The following is a 15,353-nucleotide window of genomic DNA, read 5'->3' on the forward strand; positions in this document are numbered from 1 at the left end:
CTCAGCCGTTGATCCGCCGGAACACCGTCAGCAGCGTGTCCCGGCTGCGCTTCTCCAGGAACTCGCTGGCCATCAGCTCCTGCATCTGCACGGTCCGGCCGTCGAACAGCGTCAGCGTGGCCTTCAGCGGCACCTCCCGCCGCACCTCCACCGAGGTGATCTCCTCGTACGGCAGGTAGGGGTGGCGGGCGGCCAGGTCGGCGACCGGCACCGAGCCGACGAGCGCGGTCAGCCGCTTCTCGCCCTCGCCGGCCTTGCCCGGGTCGGCGATCAGCACCAGGCCGTTGTCGAGCACCAGCACGTCGTGCTCCCGGCCGTCGATCTTGATGTTGGCCAGCCCGGCGATCAGGTCGGCGTTCCGGGCCGAGGCTCGGGACTGCACGACGGTGGCGCCGGCGACGTCGACGCCCCGCTCGGCCAGTCGGGCCAACGCCTCGTCCACGCTCGCCGGGGCGACCGCCAGCTCGGCCACGTCGGCCAGGTCCCACGGCTCGCCGTCCGGCCCGACCAGCCGCGCCGGGCCGGTCCAGGAGAGTTCCCAGCGGGCCCGGCCGGAGCGGACCGCCGCGTTGTCCAGCAGCGTCTCCATCGGGCCGGCGAACGCGGCCGCCGCCTCCTTGCGGGTGGCGCCGTCGAAGAACTGCTCGGCGAACTCACCGAGCCGGCCGGACCGGACCAGCTCCAGCACCGTCGGCAGGCCCGGGGAGGGGGTGCCGGTGAACCGGCCGGCCGCCCGGTAGATGCCGTCGGCCTGCCGCTGCACGCCGGCCGCCACCGACTCGGCGACGAACTCCGGCCACGGCAGCACCCGCCGGGAGCCGTGCGCGACCACCAGCGACTGGAGGTGGCGGCCGGCGCCGGCCACGTCGGCCAGCAGCGTCCGTCCCGGCCGCTCGTCCGCCCCGGGCCCGGTGGCGGGTGCGGCCGTCATCGCGGCGACCCGCACGCCGATCGGCGGGTGGGTGTCCCAGCGGGACGGCTCGCGCTCCGGCGCGTTCTCCCGCAACGCGTCGATCTCGTCGCGGCGGGCGTCGAGCAACTGCGCGAAGCCGCCGAAGAGGTCGTCCGGGGCCAGCCCGGCCGACCAGCCCGACTCGACGTAGCGGCGCATGTAGAAGGCCCAGGCGGCGTCCAGCGCCGGCAGCGTACGCAGCGCCGAGGTGGCCGCCTCGGTGCCGGCGAGCGCCACCGACGCGCGGTCCGCCTCCAGCTCCTGGCGACGCGAGGCGGCGTTGTCCACCATCAGGTAGAGCAGCGCGTAGCCCTTGAACACCCAGCCGATCGGGTTGCGCGGGCTGATCCGCTCGATCGTCTCCCCGATGGCCAGCCGGCCCCGGTAGGCCACCCCGCCGAGGCGGGTGTGCCGGCCGGAGTAGTGGCCCAGCTCGTGGGCGAGCACCGAGCGGAGCTGGTCGATCCGCATGGCCTGCAACAGCGGCAACCCGACGTAGAGCGTGCGCCGGCCGCCGACCAGGCCGAGCAGCCGGCTCTGCTCGCCGACCGCCGCGTTCACCTCCGGGACCAGCCGGATCTCGTCCGGCGCCCGGGTGCCGACCGCGGTGGCCAGCTCGCGCACCGTGGCCCAGAGCCCCGGCGCCGCCCGCTCGTCCAGGACCAGGCCGGGCGCGGGTTCGTTCTTCGTACGGATCGCCTTCCACATCCCGACGCCCACCGCGCCCAGCGCGACCACCAGCGGCAGCAGCAGCTTTCCGGTGACCACGCCGTTGGTGTGGCCGAACAGCCAGACCCCGAGCGCGACCACGGCGGCGAGCTGGAGCAGCGCGACGACGTAGAAACCGATCAACATGACCACCGAGGCGAGCGCCCGGTACGTCGCGGACATGTGTGTCCCTCTTCCCCCGTTGACGAAGGCCCGACCGGTGGGTCCGGTCGAGCCGCCGGAGGACCGTACGACGCGCCCCCAACCCGGACATCCCCCGTCCGGCCGAATCGATCTCCACCGTCGATCCGTAAGGCGGGGCCCCCGCTTAACGCTTCCGGTAGAGGCGGGGTCCCCGCTTAACGCGAGGTGTTAAGAAGGGCCCCCGCCTTACAACCCGGCCTCGGCGGGTGGGGCGATATCCTCGGCGGGACTTCCCGCGGGGCCGCCCGGGCTCCGCCGACGACGCGGACGCCGAGGTGGACCGATGGTGGGCGAGGCCGGCGGGCTGGCACGCGCGGCGGTGGTCGGCACCGGGCTGATCGGTGGTTCGGTGCTGCTCCGGCTCCGCGACGCGGGGCTCGACGTCGCCGCCTGGGATCCGGACCCGGCCGCCCGGCGGCAGGTGGGCCGGCGGGGCATCGAGGCCCCCGACGAGGTCGAGGCGGCGGTCGCCGGCCGGGACGTGGTGTTCGTCTGCGGCCCGCTGCCCACGTTGCCCGCCATGCTGGCCCGGGTGGCCGCCGCCACCGACGACGGGTGCGTGCTGACGGACGTGGGCAGCGTCAAGGCGGAGGTGGCCACCGCCGCCACCGCGCAGGGGCTGGGGCACCGGTTCGTGCCGGGGCATCCGATGGCCGGCGCCGACCGGGCCGGCCTGGGCGCGGCCGGCCCGGAGCTGCTGGACGGCGCGGCCTGGGTGCTGTGCCCGGGGCCGACCGGGGTGGACCCGTTCCGCCGGCTCGCCGCGCTGCTGGTCGACGTCTTCCACGCCCGGGTGGTGCCGATGTCGGCCCCGGAGCACGACGCCGCCGCCGCGCTCGCCTCGCACCTGCCGCACCTGCTGGCCGGCGCGCTGGCCGGCGCGGTGCAGCGCTCGGCGTTGCGGGACGCGGTGCTGGCGCTGGCCGCCGGCAGCTTCTCCGACGGGACCCGGGTCGCCGGCGGGCCGCCCGAGCGGACCGCGAACATGCTGCTCGGCAACCGGGACCGGGTGCTGGCCGAGCTGGCCGAGGTGGGCGTGTTCCTGGACGAGTTGGCCGGCGCGCTGCGCGCCGGTGACGCCGGCGCGCTGGCCGGCCGGCTGGCCGAGGCGCGTACGGCGCGGGAGGCGCTGCGGGGCCGCACGTTCACCGCGCACCGGCGGGAGTTCCCGGCCGGCGCCGACCCCGCGGTCGAGCTGGCCTACCTGCGCGAGGTGGGCGCGGCGGGGGGCCACCTGACCGGGTGCCGGGTGACCGACGGCGCGGTCGGATACACCGCGCACCTGCCGGGCGCTCCGCCGTTAGGCTGAGCGGCATGGCGGACGCACCGGTCGTGGCGGTACGCGGCGAGGCCTACCGGGAGGTCGCTCCCGAGCTGGCCCGCTTCACGGTGACCGCGACCGTCCGGGACCGGGATCGCGAGACCACGCTGACCCGGCTGGCCGAGCGGGCCGCCGCGGTGCGGGCGCTGCTCGACGCGGCCGAACCGGCGGTGGAGCGGCGGGAGACCGGCCAGGTCAACGTCTGGCCGGTGACGAAGCGGTCGGGTGACCGCGTGGTGGCCTGGCAGGGCAGCGTCGGCACCACGGTCACGGTCACCGACTTCACCTCGCTGGGTGAGCTGATGCTCCGCCTGGCCGACCAGGAGCAGGTCGAGGTGGCCGGTCCGGTGTGGTCGTTGCGGCCGGACAGCCCGGCCTACCGGGAGGCGCGGCACGCCGCGATCGCCGACGCCCTGGCCCGCGCCCGGGAGTACGCCGAGGCGCTCGGCGCCCGCGTCACCGCGCTGCGCGAGCTGGCCGACACCGGCCTGACCGCGGCCCCGCCGATGTTCGCCAAGGCGGCGTACGCCCGCTCCGGCGAGTCCGTGCCGGAGCTGGAGCTGGATCCGGCGCCGCAGCCGGTGCAGGCGGCGGTCGAGGCGCGGTTCACCATCAGCGAGCCGGTGCTCGGCTGATGCCGCCGGCCGAGGTGCTCGCGCTGGACGAGTTGGTCGCCCGGGCGCGGGCGCTCGCCGAGGACGGCCCGCGGCAACTGCTCGGCATCGCCGGCGCGCCCGGCGCGGGCAAGTCCACCCTGGCGGAGCGGGTCGTCGCCGGGGTCGGCCCGGTCGCCCGGCTGGTGCCGATGGACGGCTTCCACCTGGCCGGTTCGGCGCTGGCCCGGCTGGGTCGGGCGGCGCGCAAGGGCGCGCCGGACACGTTCGACGTGAACGGCTTCGTCGCCACCCTGCGCCGGTTGCGCCGGCTGGAGCCGACCTCGGTGTGGGCGCCGGAGTTCCGCCGTGACCTGGAGGAGCCGGTGGCCGGCGCGATCGAGGTGCCGCCCGAGGTGCGGCTGGTCGTCACCGAGGGCAACTACCTGCTGCTGCGGGACGACCCGTGGGAGGAGGTGCGTTCGCTGCTGCACCAGGCGTGGTTCCTCGACCTGGACGCCGAGCTGCGGCTGCGCCGCCTGACCGCCCGGCACGAGGCCTACGGGAAGTCGCCGGAGCAGGCTCGCGCCTGGGCGCGCGGCAGCGACGAGGAGAACGCCCGGCTGGTCACCGGCACCGCCGCGCACGCCGACCTGGTGGTCCGGCTGGCCGAGCCGCCACCGGGCTGACCGGCCGGCGAGCGCCGGGCCGATCGCGCCGGGCCGATCGCGCCGGGCCGATCGCGCCAGGCCGATCGCGCTGGGGCCGATCGCGCCGGCCGGGGCACGGTCCAGCCGGATCCCGGGCCGGGCGCGGTCAGCCGGTTCCGGGGCGCGGTGACGGCACGCTTCGGCGCAGCAGGCGGGCCACCACGGCCCGCTCGCGGGCGAACTCGACCGCCTCCGGATAGCCGCTGTGGCTGCGGATGGGCGGGTCGGCCACCTCCCCACCGGACGGGTGCAGCGCCTCCGGGTCGGTCACCGGCACGTCCCGCTGCCCGGCGCTGACCTGCCAGCCGAGCGGGTCGGTGTCCCGCCAGAAGTTGGTCCAGGCGACGTGCCCGTCGGGCCAGGTGACCGCCCGGGCCAGCGTGCGCAGCCGCTCCGGTCCGAAGTAGGACGGGAAGACCCGGCCGTAGAGGCGGGTGAGCTGGCAGCCGTAGGAGAAGAACCAGGTCCGCCGGCGCCAGCGGCGGGGCAGTTGCAGCAGCACCGCGGCGCAGATGACGGTGCCCTGGCTGTGCCCGGAGAGGATCACGCCGTCCATCCGGTCCGGGTGGTGCGGCGGCAGCGCCAGCAGGCCGGCCACCCGGGTCTGGAGTTCCGGCACGGCCCGCTCGGCGTAGCTGGGCGGGGCGAGCGGGTGCGCGGCCCGGGGCCAGAACGTGCACACGTCCCAGATCACGCCGACCGAGCGGCGTACCGAGTCGGTGCGGTAGACGAGCAACCCGAGCGCGCTGGTCACCACCGGCAGCCAGCCGAGCACCGCGTCACCGAGGTCGGCGGTCCAGTGGATCACGGTCTGCCAGCCGGCGGGGGAGAGCGGGTCGGGCCGGTGCCCGGAGAGCGCGGCGGCGCAGCAGAGCGTGATCAGGACCGCGGACACGGCCGCGTAGCAGCCGAGCAACCGGACGGCGTGCTCGCCCACCAGCCGGTGCAGCGCCCGGTAGGTGCTGACGTCGCGGCAGCGGCGCCTGTCGTGCGCGGAGAGGCCGCCACCGGCGGTCAGTCCGGCGTACTCGGCACGGCGCAGGCCGCGCAGCAGGACCGCGACCCGCAGCAGCAGCCCGAGCAGGGTGAGCAGGCCGATCACGCAGGCCAGCCCGGCCCAGAAGACGGCGAGCGGTGGCGCCACCCGGCCCGGGTCGCCGGGCTCGCCCGGACCGGCCAGTCGTTCGCTGACCCAGTAGAGCAGCCCGGCGCAGTAGGCGACGGCCATCATCCAGCCGAAGCCGGCGATGACCGCCGGCGCGCATCCGTGCCAGGCCAGACCGGTGTACGCGCCGAGTGGCTGGGTCGGCACGGCGGGTCGGAGCCGGGGCAGCAGCAGCCCGGCGACAGCCACCGCGATGGCCGGGCCGACGAGCATCCAGGTGTGCAGCCCGGCCGGCGCAGCGGGCAGGCCGGGCAGGCCGCGTTCGATCCAGACCACCGCGAGCGGCAGCAGCGCGCCGGCGATCACCGGCCCGACCAGCGCCCGCCGGCCGGAGCGGTTGGCGGCGCCGATGGCCACCAGCAGCAGCACCTGGTAGGTGACCAGCCAGGCCAGCGCGGTCTCGTAGCCGGGTAGCGGTCGCACGGTGTCGCAGCCGGCGAGGTCCGGAGCGGTGGCGCACCCGACGGGCAGTCGGTAGGTGGCCAGCGGCGCGCCGGCCGGCCCGTCGGGGAGCAGCAGGAGGACGAACGTGCCGAGCAGCCCGAGCCCGGTGCACGCCGCCACCGCGACGCTCCACCGGCCCAGCGGGGTGGCGCCCTGGCGTCGGCTGAGCCACGGGCGGCCCACCGCGATCACGGCGATGGTCACCACGGTGGCGAACAGCAGCACGGTGGGCCAGGCGACGGCGGCCCGCAGGCCGCGCGGCGGATCCATGATGAGCACCGCGGCGACCGGCACGGCGGCGGCGACCACCGCCCCGGTGCACAGGTGCAACACGGCGGCCCGGCGTAGCTGGCCCTCCCCGTTCCAGAACGTCGGGTCCTGCAGCGGGTTCTCCAGCCGCTCGGGCGGCTCGGCGGGCTCGTCCTCGTGGCCGGTGGGCCGGTGGCGCGGCTCGGCGGGCATCTCCGCCTCGTACTGGTAGGTGCGCCAGGCGAGCACGCCGATGGCGGCCAGCACGAGCAGCGGCAGCAGCAGCCCGAGGGCCAGCGTGCGGGCGCCCGCCCGCCACCACGGGTCGCCGAGGAACTCCCACGGTCCGGGGATCTGGCCGAGGCACTCCCGGCTCACGCACTGCCAGCCGACGAGGTCCACCCCGATCCCGGTCACGGTGATCACCAGGGTGCAGGTCAGGCTCAGGCAGAACAGGCGGATGAGCCAGGCGGTGATGCCGGACCGGCTGGCCCAGCGCTCCCGGTCCGGGTCCGCCGGGATGCCGGCGCGGGCGTGCAGCGCGACGTTGGCCAGGGCGAAGGGCAGCAGCAGCGTCCAGAGGGCGCGTTCGACGTCCCGCCGGGTCCGCGCGCCGGAGGTCAACTTCCCCCAGCTGTACGCCTCGACGCTGATCGGGTCGTCCCGCGCAGCGGTGGCCGAGCGGTAGAAACCGGTCACCTGCCCGCCGGCCACGAGGTCCGGTGGTGTGCCGCCGGCTCCCGCTCCGGGGTCGAGACCCAGCAGTTGATCCGGTGGGGTGTTCGAGACCCCGTGGACCCGTAGTTCCAGCACGCGCTCCATCGCGGCCTCCCCAGAGTGAGCATCTCACTACCCAGAGTGCACGCTGATTCCTGAATCCGCATCCCCCCGAAGGAGTTGTTTTCGCAGCTCAGGTGGTTATTCCAGGGATCTGACCGGGCGGGCGGGGCTACCCACCGCCACCACGTTGGCGGGCAGGTCGCGGGTCACCACCGCGCCGGCGCCGACCACCGTGTTGTCGCCGATGCTCACCCCGGCGAGGACGATCGCGCCGCCGCCGAGCCAGACGTTGTCGCCGATGGTGATCGGCTGGGCCGCCTCCCACTTGGCCCGCCGGGCCTCGGGCTCCACCGGGTGGGTGGCGGTGAGCAGTTGCACGTTCGGTCCGATCTGGACGTCCGCGCCGACGGTGATCCGGGCGACGTCGAGGAAGACCGCGTTGAAGTTGACGAAGCTGCGGGGCCCGATGTGGGTCTGGTAGCCGTAGTCGCAGTGGAAGGGCGGCCGGACCCAGGCGTCCTCGCCGAGCGTGCCGAGCAGTTCCCGCAGCGCGGCGACGCGCCCCTGCGGGTCGTCGGCGGAGCTGCGGTTGAAGCGTTCGGTGAGCCGGGCGGCGCGGTCCAGGTCGGCGGCGATCGCGGGGTCGTCGGCGAGGTACGGCTCGCCGGCCAGCATCCGGTCCTTCATGGAGGTCATCGGGGGATCATCCCGGGTTCGACCGGTGGGATGGAACCGATTGCGTCGGAATGGTGACTTCCCGTTGCATACCCGGTATGTAATTCTGATAACCCGCGTCGATGTGTCTCTCATCGATGATGACGCCGCACGGAGGAGAAAAGGTTGCCCCGGAACCGCAGAAAACTGGCCGCACTCGGCCTCACCCTGGGCCTGGCACTCGGCCTGCCGGTGCCCGCACACGCCGCCGCCCCGGCGGCCCCGACCGGCACGCCCGCCCGCACCGGGCCGGCCAGCCGTCCCACCACCGTCACCCTGATCACCGGCGACCAGGTCACCGTCGCCGACGGCAACCGCGCGGCGGTACGCCCCGGCGCCGGGCGCGCCGAACTCCAGTTCCTGGTCCGCCGCGAGAAGACCGGCCTGAGCGTGGTCCCCCAGGACGCGCTGCCACTGGTCCGCTCCGGCCGGCTCGACCCGCGCCTGTTCAACGTCACCGGGCTGATCGCGGCCGGCTACGACGACGCGCACCGCGACAGCACGCCGCTGCTGGTGTCGTACCGCCCGGGGGTGGCCCGGCGGGCGGCGGCCCCGCTCGCCGGCACCCGGGTGACCCGCGACCTGCCGGCGATCGGCGGCGCGGCGCTCACCGCGGCCAAGTCCGACGCGGGCGCGCTCTGGCGGGCCGTCGGCGCGGACCGCTCCGGAGCCCGGCTCGACGCGGCGGGGGGTGTCGACCGGATCTGGCTGGACGGCCGGCGGCAGCTCACACTGGACCACAGCGTGCCGCAGATCGGCGCGCCGGCCGCCTGGGCCGCCGGCTGGACCGGCAAGGGGGTGAAGGTCGCGGTGCTCGACACCGGCGTCGACCTCACCCACCCGGACCTGGCCGGCAAGGTCGCCGAGTCGCGCAACTTCAGCGAGGAGGCGAACCCGGACGACATCGTCGGGCACGGCACCCACGTCGCCTCCATCATCGCCGGCAGCGGCGCCGCCTCGGGCGGCAAGTACCGGGGTGTCGCCCCGGACGCCACGCTGCTGTCCGGGAAGGTCTGCGAGGAGTTCGGCTGCACCGACTCGGCGATCCTGGCCGGCATGCAGTGGGCCGCCGCCGAGCAGCACGCCACCGTGATCAACATGAGCCTGGGCGGATGGGACACCCCGGAGGTCGACCCGCTGGAGCAGGCGGTCGAGACGCTCACCGCGCAGACCGGAACGCTCTTCGTGATCTCCGCCGGCAACGACGGCGCAGACGGCTCGGTCGGCTCGCCGTCCACGGCCGACGCCGCGCTGTCGGTCGGCGCCGTCGACCGGAACGACGACCTGGCCGACTTCTCCAGCCGCGGGCCGCGCGTCGGCGACGGGGCCATCAAGCCGGACATCACCGCACCGGGCGTGGACATCGTGGCCGCCAGGGCCGCCCACGGCCAGATCGGCGACCCGGTGGGGGACAGGTACGTCGCCCTCTCCGGCACCTCGATGGCGGCCCCGCACGTGGCCGGCGCGGTGGCGTTGATCGCCCAGCAGCACCCCGGTTGGAACGCGGGCCGCTACAAGGCCACGCTGATGGCCTCGGCCCGGCCGCACCCCGACCAGACCGCGTTCCAGCAGGGCGCCGGCCGGGTCGACGTGGCTCACGCGATCACCGAGCAGGTGACCAGCGAACCGCCGTCGGTCTCCTTCGGCACCGCCCTCTGGCCGCACTCCGACGACAAGCCGATCAGCAAGACCGTCACCTACCGCAACAGCGGTGCCGCCGCGCTCACGCTCGACCTGGGCGCCGGGTTCACCGGCCCGGGCGGGCGGTCCGCGCCGGCCGGCATGATCACCCTCAGCGCGACCCGGCTCACCGTCCCGGCCGGCGGCACCGCCCAGGTGACCGTCGTGGTGGACACCCGGCTCGGCGTCGACGGCTACTGGACCGGCCGGCTGACCGCCCGGTCCGGCGACACCGTCGCGGTGACCCCGCTGGCGGTCAACCGCGAGGTGGAGAGCTACGACCTGACCATCACCCACCGCAACCGGTCCGGCGCGCTCACCGGTGACTTCTACACCACCCTGCTCGGGCTCGACGACGGCGCGACCCGAGACGTGATCGACGCCGACGGGACGGCCACCATCCGGGTGCCCAAGGGCCGGTACGGCGTGCAGAGCCTGCTCTTCGTGAGCGACGAGGAGCGCTGGACGGAGATCTCCGTGCTGACCCAGCCGGAGCTGGTGGTGAAGGGCCACCAGCGCCTCGACCTGGACGCCCGGCGGGCAAAGCCGGTCCGCAGCACCGTGCCGCAGCGCGGCGCGGCGCCGCTGCTGATCGACTTCGGGGCCACCTGGTTCAGCGACGAGTTCCAGGCCGGCTTCGGGCTCTGGACGGACAGCTTCGACGGCCTCTACTCGGCCCAGCTCGGACGCACCGTGTCCGACAAGCTCTTCGTCGGATCGCTGGCCAGCCAGTGGGCCGACGTGAAGGCGCCGGAACGCAGCCCCTACTTCTACGCGCTGAGCGAGGTGTTCCCCGGCCGGTTCCCGACCGGTTTCGTCCGGCACTACCAGCCGGCCGACCTGGCCCACGTGACGAGCCGGTTCGCCAACGGCTACCCGGGCCTGGAGAACGAGCGGATCGTCTACCCGGAACCCGACTACAACCTGGGCGCCTCGGCGATCATCCTGCCGGTCCAGGTGCCGGGGAAGCGCATCGAGCACGTCAGCACCGCCCGCACCCGCTGGAACGCCGAGCTGGACTTCGGCACGCGGGCGCCCGAGGGCTGGCTCGACTACCAGGCCATCCTGGAGGACGGGCCGATCCGCTACCGGGCCGGCCACCACTACACCGAGAACTGGAACAACGCGCCGTACGGCCCGTCGTTCCCGCAGCCACGCTGGCCGGAGCAGGGCATCACCCGCGCCGGGAACCGGGTGGTGGTCGCGCTGCCGGTCTTCAGCGACGCGGCCGGGCATTCGGGCGGTTCGCTCACCGACACCGCACGCACCGCGCTCTACCGCAACGGCAAGCTGGTCGCCGAGGTCGACGCACCGGGGTACGGCGAGTTCGAGGCGCCGCCGGGTGTCGCGAACTACCGGGTCGACACGCTGGCGACGCGCAGCTTCACCGACCTGAGCACCGAGGTCTCGGCGAGCTGGACGTTCCGCTCGAAGCGGGTGCCGGGTGACACGCCCGCCCGGCTGCCCGCGATGGCGGTCCGGTTCGCCCCGTCGCTCTCGGTGGACGGCACCGCGCCGGCCGGCCGGACGTTCACCGTCCCGGTGACGGTGCAACGCCAGCCCGGCGCGCCGTCCGGCACGGTCGCGGCGCTCACCGTCGACGTCTCCTACGACGGCGGGAAGACCTGGCGGAAGGCGACGCTGAAGAAGCAGGGCGCCGGCTGGACCGCCACCGTCCGGCACCCGGCCGGGCCCGGCTACGTGTCGCTGCGGGCCGCCGCCCGTGACGACGCCGGCAACACGGTGACCCAGCGGATCATCCAGGCGTACCGCCTGCGGTGAGTCCGACCGTCCGGGTCCGCGGCGATGTCAGGCCGCGGACCCGGACGGGTCGTCAGTGCCGTTCATGTTCGCGACTGCGCGGCTCGCAAGCCCGGCTCACTCCCCGCGGCGAACGTCAGTCGTTGGCGTGCAGGGCGGCGTTCAGCTCGATGCCCCGGCCGGTGCGGGGTCGGGCCTCCAGCGCGCCGGTCACCGAGTTGCGCCAGAACAGCAGCCCGTCCACGCCGGACAGCTCGCGGGCCTTGACCACCCGCCCGTCCGGCAGGGTGACCTTGGAACCGGCGGTGACGTAGCAGCCCGCCTCCACCACGCAGTCGTCACCGAGCGAGATGCCGATGCCGGCGTTCGCGCCGACCAGGCTGCGCTCGCCGATGCGCACCTTGTCGGTGCCACCGCCGGAGAGCGTGCCCATGATCGAGGCGCCCGCGCCGACGTCGGAGCCGTCGCCGACCACCACGCCCTGCACGATCCGCCCCTCGACCATCGAGGTGCCCAGCGTGCCGGCGTTGAAGTTGCAGAAGCCCTCGTGCATCACGGTGGTGCCGGCGGCCAGGTGCGCGCCGAGCCGGACCCGGTCCGCGTCGGCGATGCGCACCCCGGAGGGCACCGCGTAGTCGGTCATCCGGGGGAACTTGTCCACCCCGTAGACGGCCAGGTGGCGGCCGGCGGCCCGCTCGATGACGCGCAGCTCGTCCACCCGCTCCGGCGGGCACGGCCCGGCCGAGGTCCAGGCCACGTTGGCCAGCTTGCCGAAGACGCCGTCGAGGTTCAGCTCGTTGGGCCGCACCAGGCGGTGGGAGAGCAGGTGCAACCGCAGGTACGCGTCGGCGGCGTCCTTGATCGGGTCGTCCAGCGAGCCGATCACCGTGGTCACCTCGACGGTGCGCAGGCCGGGCAGCGCCCGCTCGCCGATCGCGCCCGGCGGCAGGTCCAGCACGTCGGCCTGGTCCTCCCCGGGCACCAGGGGCAACTCGCCGAGACCCAGCTTGCCGGTCGGGTACCAGGTGTCGAGCACCTGGTCGTCGGCGGTGACGGTGGCCAGCCCGATGCCCCAGGCGGATGGTGCGGACGTCACGGTGACACCTCTCTGCTCCGGCGGCGGCGTCCGCCGCTGCTCGCGGCCGCGGGCGCGCAACGTGTGCCTCGCACCCACCGAGGATGACGGTACCGTGCGAGACATGCAGAACCCGTTGACCCCCGAGGTCCTGGCCGATCCGGTGGCGCTGACCCGTGCCCTGGTCGACATCGAGTCGGTGTCCCTCAACGAGAAGGCGATCACCGACTGCGTCGAGGAGGTGTTGCGCGGCGTACCGCACCTGCGCACCTATCGGCACTCGAACACCGTGATGGCCCGCACCGAGCTGGGCCGGGCGCAGCGGGTGGTGCTCGCCGGCCACCTGGACACCGTCCCGCTCAACGGCAACTTCCCGTCCACCATGCGCGGCGACCTGATGTACGGCTGCGGCACCTCGGACATGAAGTCCGGCGTGGCGTTCGCCCTGCACCTGGCCGTGTCGCTGCCCGACCCGCGCTACGACGTCACCTACCTCTTCTACGAGGCCGAGGAGATCGAGTCGCGCTTCAACGGCCTCACCCTGGTGGGGGAGAGCCACCCGGAGTGGCTGGAGGCCGACTTCGCGGTGCTGCTGGAGCCCACCTACGGGATCGTCGAGGCGGGCTGCCAGGGCACCATGCGGGCGATCGTCAGCACGCACGGCGAGCGGGCCCACGCGGCCCGGTCCTGGCACGGGGTGAACGCCATCCACGGCGCCGGGGAGGTGCTGCGCCGCCTCGGCGCGTACGAGGCCCGTCGGGTGACCATCGAGGGCTGCGACTACCGCGAGGGCCTCAACGCGACGGGGATCCACGGCGGGGTGGCCGGCAACGTGATCCCCGACCTCTGCGAGATCGAGATCAACTACCGGTACGCCCCGGACCGTGACCCGGCCGGCGCGGAGGCCCACCTGCGTGAGGTGTTCGCCGGCTTCGACTTCCGGGTCACCGACGCGGCGGCCGGCGCGGCCCCGGGGCTGGACAACCCGGCCGCGCAGGAGTTCCTGGCCGCGGTGGGGGCGGCGCCGATCGGCAAGCTCGGCTGGACGGACGTGGCCCGGTTCGCGGCCATGGGGATCCCGGCGCTCAACTTCGGACCCGGTGACCCGAACCTGGCCCACCACAAGGACGAGCACGTCGAGCTGACCAAGATCCGGGACGGCGCGGCCACCCTGCACCGCTGGCTCGCCTCGGCCTGACGTACCGATGATCCGGGGCCCGCGCCGGCCCCGCGGGCCCCGGATCGCTCAGACGCTCGTGGTCAGCGGCGTGTCCGCCTCGTCGGTCCCGCCGGTCGGCTCGGCGCGGTGCGCCTCCGCCATCCGGGCACGGCGGCGCTCGGCCACCACATCGTGGATCCGCCGCTGCATCTGCCGGCGGATCCGGATCATCTCGCTGTTGCTGATCAAACGCTGGCTCCTCCCCCGAAGGCGCGTCCCCCGGGCATACCGGGTATGTGAATAGTAAGACGTACCAGCGAGCGAATTAGTTGCCTTGATCGCAAAGATTTTCTCCGGCTCGCCGGCCCGCGCGCCGTGTCGCTGCCGCTCCACTACGGTGGCCCCATGAGTGAGAGCAGCGGCAGGCCGGCTGACCAGGGGCCGCGGATGGAGCGGCACCGGGGAGCGGTCACGCTGCGCAACCGGGCGATCCCGACCAGCACCGCGGACCAGCGGCTGCTCGACTCCCGAGGACGCAGCGACTGGAAGACCAAGGACGCCTGGCGGGCCCTGCGGATCCTGTCCGAGTTCGTCGAGGGGTTCGACACGCTCGCCGACCTGCCGCCCGCGGTCAGCGTCTTCGGCTCGGCCCGCAGCAAGCCGGACAGCCCCGAGTGCCGGCTGGCCGAGGAGTTGGGCGGCGCGCTGGCCCGGGCCGGCTACGCGGTCATCACCGGTGGCGGGCCGGGCGTGATGGAGGCCGCCAACCGGGGCGCCGGCGAGGCCGGCGGCCTCTCCGTCGGGCTCGGCATCGAGCTGCCGTTCGAGCAGGGCCTCAACGACTGGGTCGACCTCGCCATCGACTTCCGCTACTTCTTCGCCCGCAAGACCATGTTCGTCAAGTACGCCCAGGCGTTCGTGGTGCTGCCCGGCGGCTTCGGCACCATGGACGAACTCTTCGAGGCGCTCACCCTGGTGCAGACCGGCAAGGTGACCCGGTTCCCGGTCGTGCTGATGGGCGTGGACTACTGGGGCGGCCTGCTCGACTGGCTGCGCGACACCATGGCCGCCGAGGGCAAGATCGGGCCGGGCGACCTCGACCTGATCTGCGTCACCGACGACGTCAACGAGGCGGTCCGGCACATCGTGGAGGCCGAGGCGGTGCTCTCCGCCGAGCAGGAGGCGGTCCGCGAGGAGGCGGTCGCCCGGGTCGCCGCCGACCAGCAGGCCGCCGCCGAGGCCGCGCCCGAGGGCCCGGCCGGGTCACGCTGACATGGCCAACGTCTGCGTGTTCTGCGCGTCCTCCCGTACCCTCGACGCCCGCTGGCTGGCGCTGGCCACCGAGACCGGCACCGAGTTGGTCCGGCGCGGGCACACGCTGGTCAGCGGCGGTGGCTGCGTCGGGATGATGGGCGCGCTGGCGGACGGCGCGCGTGCGGCCGGCGGTCGCACGCTGGGCGTCATCCCGCAGGCCCTGGTCGACCTGGAGGTCGCCGACCTGGCCGCCGACGAGCTGCTCGTCACCGACGGGATGGCCAGCCGCAAGACGCTGATGGTCGACAAGTCGGACGCGTTCGTCACGCTGCCCGGCGGCCTGGGCACGCTCGACGAGCTGTTCGAGGTGTGGACCACCGCCACGCTGACCCTGCACGCCAAGCCGATGGTGCTGGTCGACGCCGACGGGTTCTACCGGCCGCTGCTCGACTGGCTCACCACGCTGGCCGATCGCCACTTCCTCAAGCCGGCCGGGCTCGACCTGCTGATGGTCGCCGACAGCGTCCCCGCCGCGCTGGACCTCCTGGACGCCCGTCTCACCTGACGCTCCCCCCTCGCCCCGC

General features: G+C 74.5%; 12 protein-coding genes. 7 read left to right on the forward strand and 5 right to left on the reverse strand.

Features of this window, described 5'->3' with window-relative positions:
• Position 1 precedes the first annotated feature (1 nt).
• Positions 2 to 1,843, reverse strand: a complete 1,842-nt coding sequence (locus tag H1D33_RS28990; RefSeq protein ID WP_181570180.1) for a M48 family metallopeptidase — start codon at positions 1,841 to 1,843, stop codon at positions 2 to 4.
• 304 nt (positions 1,844 to 2,147) lie between these two features.
• Here H1D33_RS28990 and H1D33_RS28995 point away from each other — a divergent pair, with 304 nt between their 5' ends.
• From H1D33_RS28995 to H1D33_RS29005, 3 genes are read left to right on the forward strand one after another with little or no spacing between them, the layout of a single operon-like run.
• On the forward strand, positions 2,148 to 3,173 hold the full coding sequence (locus H1D33_RS28995) for a prephenate dehydrogenase (protein WP_181570179.1): 1,026 nt from the start codon (positions 2,148 to 2,150) through the stop codon (positions 3,171 to 3,173).
• Between the two features lie 5 nt (positions 3,174 to 3,178).
• Positions 3,179 to 3,820: an SIMPL domain-containing protein gene (locus H1D33_RS29000; RefSeq protein WP_181570178.1), complete on the forward strand. Its 642-nt coding sequence runs from the start codon at positions 3,179 to 3,181 to the stop codon at positions 3,818 to 3,820.
• Positions 3,820 to 4,467: a nucleoside/nucleotide kinase family protein gene (locus H1D33_RS29005; RefSeq protein ID WP_181570177.1), complete on the forward strand. Its 648-nt coding sequence runs from the start codon at positions 3,820 to 3,822 to the stop codon at positions 4,465 to 4,467. The genes H1D33_RS29000 and H1D33_RS29005 overlap by 1 nt, the downstream gene beginning before the upstream one ends.
• Before the next feature lie 127 nt (positions 4,468 to 4,594).
• Here the strand turns inward: H1D33_RS29005 and H1D33_RS29010 are convergent, their stop codons facing one another.
• Complete coding sequence (locus H1D33_RS29010; RefSeq protein ID WP_181570176.1) at positions 4,595 to 7,168, reverse strand: hypothetical protein; 2,574 nt, start codon at positions 7,166 to 7,168, stop codon at positions 4,595 to 4,597.
• A gap of 96 nt (positions 7,169 to 7,264) precedes the next feature.
• Positions 7,265 to 7,822: a sugar O-acetyltransferase gene (locus tag H1D33_RS29015; RefSeq protein WP_181570175.1), complete on the reverse strand. Its 558-nt coding sequence runs from the start codon at positions 7,820 to 7,822 to the stop codon at positions 7,265 to 7,267.
• Positions 7,823 to 7,966: 144 nt separating this feature from the next.
• On the opposite strand from H1D33_RS29015, the gene H1D33_RS29020 reads away from it, so the two are divergent.
• Positions 7,967 to 11,302, forward strand: a complete 3,336-nt coding sequence (locus H1D33_RS29020; protein WP_181570174.1) for a S8 family serine peptidase — start codon at positions 7,967 to 7,969, stop codon at positions 11,300 to 11,302.
• 115 nt (positions 11,303 to 11,417) lie between these two features.
• On the opposite strand, the gene dapD is transcribed toward H1D33_RS29020, so the two are convergent.
• On the reverse strand, positions 11,418 to 12,377 hold the full coding sequence (gene dapD, locus H1D33_RS29025) for a 2,3,4,5-tetrahydropyridine-2,6-dicarboxylate N-succinyltransferase (RefSeq protein WP_181570173.1): 960 nt from the start codon (positions 12,375 to 12,377) through the stop codon (positions 11,418 to 11,420).
• 103 nt (positions 12,378 to 12,480) lie between these two features.
• Here dapD and dapE point away from each other — a divergent pair, with 103 nt between their 5' ends.
• A complete protein-coding gene (gene dapE / locus H1D33_RS29030) occupies positions 12,481 to 13,554 on the forward strand; it encodes a succinyl-diaminopimelate desuccinylase (protein ID WP_181570172.1) in 1,074 nt (357 codons plus the stop codon).
• Between the two features lie 48 nt (positions 13,555 to 13,602).
• Here the strand turns inward: dapE and H1D33_RS29035 are convergent, their stop codons facing one another.
• Complete coding sequence (locus tag H1D33_RS29035; RefSeq protein ID WP_181570171.1) at positions 13,603 to 13,764, reverse strand: hypothetical protein; 162 nt, start codon at positions 13,762 to 13,764, stop codon at positions 13,603 to 13,605.
• Positions 13,765 to 13,920: 156 nt separating this feature from the next.
• Here H1D33_RS29035 and H1D33_RS29040 point away from each other — a divergent pair, with 156 nt between their 5' ends.
• The gene (locus tag H1D33_RS29040) at positions 13,921 to 14,787 is read left to right on the forward strand and encodes an LOG family protein (RefSeq protein WP_181570170.1); all 867 of its coding nucleotides are present in this window, start codon (positions 13,921 to 13,923) and stop codon (positions 14,785 to 14,787) included.
• Between the two features lies 1 nt (position 14,788).
• Complete coding sequence (locus tag H1D33_RS29045; protein ID WP_181570169.1) at positions 14,789 to 15,334, forward strand: LOG family protein; 546 nt, start codon at positions 14,789 to 14,791, stop codon at positions 15,332 to 15,334.
• Positions 15,335 to 15,353: the final 19 nt, after the last annotated feature.

It is taken from the genome of Micromonospora ferruginea (assembly GCF_013694245.2).
Classification (GTDB): Bacteria; Actinomycetota; Actinomycetes; order Mycobacteriales; family Micromonosporaceae; genus Micromonospora; species Micromonospora robiginosa.

Excerpts from the sequence above, each read along its gene's own strand:
- H1D33_RS28990 (WP_181570180.1), bottom strand. The coding sequence starts at position 1,843 with ATGTCCGCGACGTACCGGGCGCTCGCCTCGGTGGTCATGTTGATCGGT.
- H1D33_RS28995 (WP_181570179.1), top strand. The coding sequence starts at position 2,148 with ATGGTGGGCGAGGCCGGCGGGCTGGCACGCGCGGCGGTGGTCGGCACC.
- H1D33_RS29000 (WP_181570178.1), top strand. The coding sequence starts at position 3,179 with ATGGCGGACGCACCGGTCGTGGCGGTACGCGGCGAGGCCTACCGGGAG.
- H1D33_RS29005 (WP_181570177.1), top strand. The coding sequence starts at position 3,820 with ATGCCGCCGGCCGAGGTGCTCGCGCTGGACGAGTTGGTCGCCCGGGCG.
- H1D33_RS29010 (WP_181570176.1), bottom strand. The coding sequence starts at position 7,168 with ATGGAGCGCGTGCTGGAACTACGGGTCCACGGGGTCTCGAACACCCCA.
- H1D33_RS29015 (WP_181570175.1), bottom strand. The coding sequence starts at position 7,822 with ATGACCTCCATGAAGGACCGGATGCTGGCCGGCGAGCCGTACCTCGCC.
- dapE (WP_181570172.1), top strand. The coding sequence starts at position 12,481 with ATGCAGAACCCGTTGACCCCCGAGGTCCTGGCCGATCCGGTGGCGCTG.
- H1D33_RS29040 (WP_181570170.1), top strand. The coding sequence starts at position 13,921 with ATGAGTGAGAGCAGCGGCAGGCCGGCTGACCAGGGGCCGCGGATGGAG.
- H1D33_RS29045 (WP_181570169.1), top strand. The coding sequence starts at position 14,789 with ATGGCCAACGTCTGCGTGTTCTGCGCGTCCTCCCGTACCCTCGACGCC.